This window comes from Algibacter sp. (assembly GCF_029245835.1).
Lineage (GTDB): Bacteria > Bacteroidota > Bacteroidia > Flavobacteriales > Flavobacteriaceae > Algibacter_B.
Window position 1 is genome coordinate 1 of sequence record NZ_JAQWOO010000054.1, and the last position, 5,451, is coordinate 5,451.

The window sequence follows — 5,451 nt, forward strand, 5'->3', positions numbered from 1 at the left end:
ATCCTTAAATAAGGGTAAATCTTTAGGTGTAGATATAATTAATATGTCTTTTATCCCAGCATACATGAGTGTAGAAAGCGGATAGTAAATCATCGGTTTATCGTAAATAGGCATGAGTTGCTTACTTACTGATAATGTTAATGGGTGTAATCTTGTTCCTGAGCCTCCTGCTAATATGATGCCTTTCATTTGTTAAAGGTTATGTGGTTATATTGTTATGGGGTTATACTGTTATATGGTTATACTGTTATGGTTAAAGGGTTATGCGGTTATGGTTTATTTATACTTTTAATTAAATTTGCTAGCATATTTCTGATAAAATAGATGCGTTTGTTTTCGTCTTCTATATGACTAATATAATTAAGTCTTTGAGAAATTTCTAATTGGGTTTCTACCTCTGAAAGCGATCCTAATGCGATATATAAAAACCTTGAAAATTCCTTGTTCCCCTTTCTGCCTGCGCCTTCTGCAATATTTGAAGCTATTGAAACAGCTGCTCTTCGAATTTGAGAAGTAAGTCCATAAATCTCATGCTTAGGGAAATCTTCAGTAATCTTATAAATTTGAGTAACGAGTGTCATGGACTCCTGCCAAACCTTTAAATCTTTATGTGATTGTATATTATTCAATTACCTGCTTAACTTCTTAACTATAGTACTTTTTAACTTTATAACCTTTTTAACCATACACCTTCACAACAACATCAACCCCACACCCTTTTTTCAACTACCCAAATATTGCTTTTGAAAATATTTTTTATAATCTCCACTCGTAACATTATTTAACCAATGGGTGTTATTCAAATACCATTTAATAGTTATTTCAAGACCTTGTTCAAAAGTAACCGATGGCTCCCAGCCTAATTCGTTTTTAATCTTTGATGCGTCAATAGCATAACGTAAGTCATGTCCTGGACGATCTTTTACATACGTGATTAATTGTTCTGAAGCCCCTTTTGGTCGTTCTAATTCCAAATCCATTTGTTGACATAATAGCCTAACCAAATCTATATTTTTCCACTCGTTAAAACCTCCAATATTATAAGTTTCACCGTTAATTCCTTTATGATATACTAGATCTATGGCTATGGCATGATCTTTAACATACAACCAATCTCTGGTATAGTTCCCATCACCATAAACAGGTAAAGGTTTGTTATTAATAATATTGTTTATAAACAAAGGAATTAACTTCTCGGGAAATTGATTTTGACCATAATTATTAGAACAGTTAGTAATAACGTAAGGCATTTTATAGGTTTCACCATAAGCTCTTACAAAATGATCAGAACTTGCCTTAGACGCTGAGTAGGGGGAATTCGGGTCGTAAGCCGTGGTTTCAGTAAACAAACCTATTTGTCCTAATGTACCATAAACTTCATCGGTACTGACATGATAAAAGCGTTTGTTTTTAAAATCATCCTTCCAACAGGTTTTAAAAGCATTTAAAAGAGTCATGGTACCCATAACATTGGTTTTAACAAATGCCAAAGGGTCTTCAATAGAGCGATCTACATGAGACTCTGCCGCTAAATGAATGACGCCTTCAAACTTATGGGTGCTAAAAAGTGTCTCTAAAACAGCTTCATCTGTTATATCCGCTTTAAGAAAGGTATAATTAGGCTTGTGCTCAATGTCCTTTAAATTTTCTAGATTTCCTGCATAAGTCAACGCATCTAGATTATAGATATGATAATTGGGATACTTTTCTACAAAGAGCCGTACCACATGAGAGCCTATAAAACCGGCGCCTCCTGTTATTAAAATAGATTTAGTCTTCATAAGCCTTTACAAATTTGATCAACTTATAAGACATAAATATCAAGCTTAATAAAATAAATGTAAAAACTGGAAATAGCAGGGTATATTTATCGAAAATAGTTGTGTAAAGAGACCCTACATCTTGAAAGCTTGAAATAGTATCAAAATAGACATCTTCTTCTACTTGCTGAGATTCTAATCTTGTTAATTCTCTTCTTAGTTCAAGTTCTTTAGATAATAATTCAAATTCCTTTGTTTGTACACGTTCTTGAACTAATGACATGCCATCCTTTAAAGTAACTGGAGAATTATTTGAAGTAGATTCAGATTGCATTACTTTAATATATACTTTTTTCAGAGAATCTACTTGAATTAATGATTTACGCACTCGGTCTTTATCAAGACTTATAAGCGAATCTCTTTTTTGCATTTTCTTTACAGAATAGGTATTAGTAAAGGTAGAATTTAAGCCATCCTCTAAAGACCTAAAAATATTTTTTTTATGAGATTTTACAGAAATCTGAAAAATATCTCCTGAATAAACACTTCTATTTTCTAAATAATCTTCAAACGAAATATCTTGCGCCCTCACACTATCTACAGCTACAATAAACTTCTCGTATAGCAAAATACGATCATTTTCTGTTTCAGGACCTGGGCTAATTTCAAACCCAATAAGACTTTTAGTAGCTTCTTCATTTATTTTAAATAAGCTTCCTAATTGCGAGTAGTCTTCATCTGCAATCAATGCATTGTAATAATTTATATTCGTAACCAACTGAAATTTACTGTCAAAATAAGGTTTAACTAACATTTCAGAAATATAAACATCACTTTTTGATTTTTCCAAACTATAACCTATAACACCTGCAATTATCATAGATAAAATGATAAGCAGATAATTATCAATGAGTACCTTTAAGGTGTAAATAATTACAGAAAATATAGCCTTAAAAATGCCGCCTACAAACCGAAATAGTCGGTTAAACATATTCCCAATCATTTTAAACAATTGCCCTAAATCTACTTCTTCAGATTCTGGTGCTTGTTGTAACTCTTTACTCATAATGATACTTTATTAATTAAATATTTGTTCTAAAATTGTTCTTGTTATCACGTAGGTGGGTTTAACACCCGTATTTCCTAAACCGCCTGATGCCAATGTTGCTCCTGTTTTTAAAGGATTATCACTGGCATAATAAGCATATCTCACTTTGACATCTGGCTTTATACTGCCACGCACTTTAGCGGCGGCTTGAATGGCTTTTTGATAATGCGCTCCTTCCATTTCTAAACCAATAATCTGCCATGTGGAATTGTTAAAAAACTTTAAAATATCCTTGTTCTGTAATGAGGTCCCTAAAACCGTAATCATAGAACCGGTGCAGATACTTATGCCATGACCTTCAAAATCTTCTTTTTTTAATTCATTTTTAAAAGGATAATTATCTGCTGTCCCTTCGAAAACATGCGCTGTTGGAATCATAATATCGCCTTTATCGCCTTCCAAAATACCCGCTTTGCCCATAATGGATATCGATGCTACATTCAGGTGGTATGGCTTCCCTTTCTGCTTATAAGGTTTGAGTAACTCATCAATAGTTTCATAGGCCTGTTCGCCAAAAGCATAATCCATGACCAATATAACAGGTTTATTTTGTTCTAAACGTGTTTCGGATAATTTAATATCCATTTTAGAAACGTCGAAGGTATTGGTATCGAATATTTGAACATCAATATTAGCTCCAGATTGGTCCTTAATATAAATCATGCCTTTCTGCAACGCTTCTTTCGATACTTTATTGCGCAGCCTTTCATTTTCTTTTTTACTCAAGGATTGATATATATCAAATATATCATTCTTTTGTGTATTTGGTTTTAGCGCGTTTGGAGCGTAAAGCACATTCATAACACTATGCATATTGGCACTAATAATATGAAGTGGTCTGTCTAACAACCCATTTTTATACAAGGCCTCTTTTATGGCGTCTGCCCAAATTTCACCATGAATATGGTGCCCTATACGTTCTCTTAACACCGGACTAAACGTCACGGTTCGTTTGTTATTATTTATGAGTTCTTCAATAGCTAGTTTGCCTAACCAGTATACAATATGCAGTAATCGTTCTGGTTGAGAAGGGATGGCAAACGCACTGTAAATAGTAGTCAATTCATTAAAGGTTCTGCCTAATATATTTGCGGTATGGGTAATAGCCACCTCGCGTTCTTCTTGACTCAGTTTCTTTTTAGACAAAACAGCTTTTTCTAGTTTTATCCAATCTCTTGTTGTGGTGCCTTCTTCATCAATTAAAACACGCTTGCCAATTTTGTGAGATTCTATAAAAAGAAAGGTGAGATGTGTGAGAATATCGTAAATTTCTGATCGCCCTCGGGTAATCTCAATATTCATTTGCTCATTGTCAATCCTATAACAATTCCGACGACGCTTTTTAGGAATAATCGCTTTAAAATGCGAGGTAGCATAGCCTTCATCACTTGTTAAATTTATAAATGTACACGCTTCAATACCTTTTGGAAGTCTGTCAATAACATAAATTAAACCTTCAAGCTCTGCTTTTTCATCACCTACAGATCCGTAAATTTCTGGTCTTAATAATAGTAATGTGTTTCGTAAAGTCTCACCAGAAATCCCCATAGGTTTATAAAACCCTCTGTTAAATAGGTGGCGCATAGTAATGTACATCCGCTCAATAGCGTTCGAGCTTTCTTGAGCACGAGTTCTCTCATGATGTTTTTTACTAGGCATAGTTTAATTTAATCGCGCCAAAGATACTATTATTTGTGTTAATTTATACACGAAAAATCATCAACCTGAATTCGATACAAAATTGGATTTAATCAACTAATAATCAAAATCTTACTGTTTCAATATCAGGTTAGGTTTCCGATTGCCAGCAGACAGGTAGTCGATTCTAATAAAATGCATCTCTTTTCAAGACCTTTCAGTTTGCTTTGCAGATACTTTTAATGAAAAAAAACATTTTTACCAATGCTCAAGGTGGCAACCTATGATAGTATTGGCTTTTTCCTTAAATTCAAATTGCTTTTACGTCGAACTCAGTTTGTCAACTATTTTTCTATCATTTGATAATCTAGGAAGCTTGTTTTGTCCGCCTAATTTCCCAATAGATTTCATGTATGCTTTAAAACCGCCTGGTTTCACTTTAGTTATCTTGAGGGGTTGTAATACATGCCCTTTAATTAAATCGAAATAATAGGTGTTTTGTTTTTGAAGGGATTCGTCTATTTTTTTCGCTAAAGCGGAAAGGTCTTCTGGTTCGTTTTCAAATTCTATAAACCATTCATGATAGGGTAGTCCTGCTGTAGGATTTATTTGTGGAGCTACCGTAAACTCTGAAACTCTAATATTAGAATTTAAAGTTGCTTCCTGCATCGCTTGTTCTACTTCTTTACCAATAACATGTTCGCCAAAAGCAGAAATAAAATGTTTTATACGCCCTGAAACAATCACGCGATAAGGTTTAGTTGAAGTAAACTGTACAGTATCTCCTAAATTGTACGCCCAAAGGCCTGCATTTGTTGAGATGATCATCACATAATTTACGTCAACCTCAACATCTGCAATCGTGATGCGTTTTGGATTTTCATTAAAAAATTCGTCCGCTTTAATAAACTCATAAAAAATACCTGAATTAAGCTGAAGCAACAT

At 33.7% G+C, this 5,451-nt stretch carries 6 protein-coding genes; all 6 read right to left on the minus strand.

The window, feature by feature from the left end; translation table 11 throughout:
* A partial coding sequence (locus P8K68_RS09110; protein ID WP_300249850.1) for a sugar phosphate nucleotidyltransferase occupies nucleotides 1–189 on the minus strand: 189 nt, incomplete at its 3' end.
* A gap of 80 nt (nucleotides 190–269) precedes the next feature.
* On the minus strand, nucleotides 270–620 hold the full coding sequence (locus P8K68_RS09115) for a four helix bundle protein (RefSeq protein ID WP_300249861.1): 351 nt from the start codon (nucleotides 618–620) through the stop codon (nucleotides 270–272).
* 102 nt (nucleotides 621–722) lie between these two features.
* A complete protein-coding gene (gene rfbB / locus P8K68_RS09120) occupies nucleotides 723–1,781 on the minus strand; it encodes a dTDP-glucose 4,6-dehydratase (RefSeq protein WP_300249852.1) in 1,059 nt (352 codons plus the stop codon).
* Nucleotides 1,771–2,826, minus strand: a complete 1,056-nt coding sequence (locus P8K68_RS09125) for a hypothetical protein (RefSeq protein WP_300249854.1) — start codon at nucleotides 2,824–2,826, stop codon at nucleotides 1,771–1,773. The genes rfbB and P8K68_RS09125 overlap by 11 nt, the downstream gene beginning before the upstream one ends.
* A gap of 12 nt (nucleotides 2,827–2,838) precedes the next feature.
* Nucleotides 2,839–4,527 (minus strand): hypothetical protein, encoded by a 1,689-nt coding sequence (locus P8K68_RS09130; protein WP_300249856.1) that lies wholly within the window; start codon nucleotides 4,525–4,527, stop codon nucleotides 2,839–2,841.
* A gap of 300 nt (nucleotides 4,528–4,827) precedes the next feature.
* Nucleotides 4,828–5,451: GH3 auxin-responsive promoter family protein (locus P8K68_RS09135; RefSeq protein WP_300249859.1), on the minus strand; the 624-nt coding region annotated here is incomplete at its 5' end.

What these genes read in the sequence shown, in the direction of transcription:
- rfbB (WP_300249852.1), bottom strand. Translation starts at nt 1,781, where the DNA reads ATGAAGACTAAATCTATTTTAATAACAGGAGGCGCCGGTTTTATAGGC.
- P8K68_RS09125 (WP_300249854.1), bottom strand. Translation starts at nt 2,826, where the DNA reads ATGAGTAAAGAGTTACAACAAGCACCAGAATCTGAAGAAGTAGATTTA.
- P8K68_RS09130 (WP_300249856.1), bottom strand. Translation starts at nt 4,527, where the DNA reads ATGCCTAGTAAAAAACATCATGAGAGAACTCGTGCTCAAGAAAGCTCG.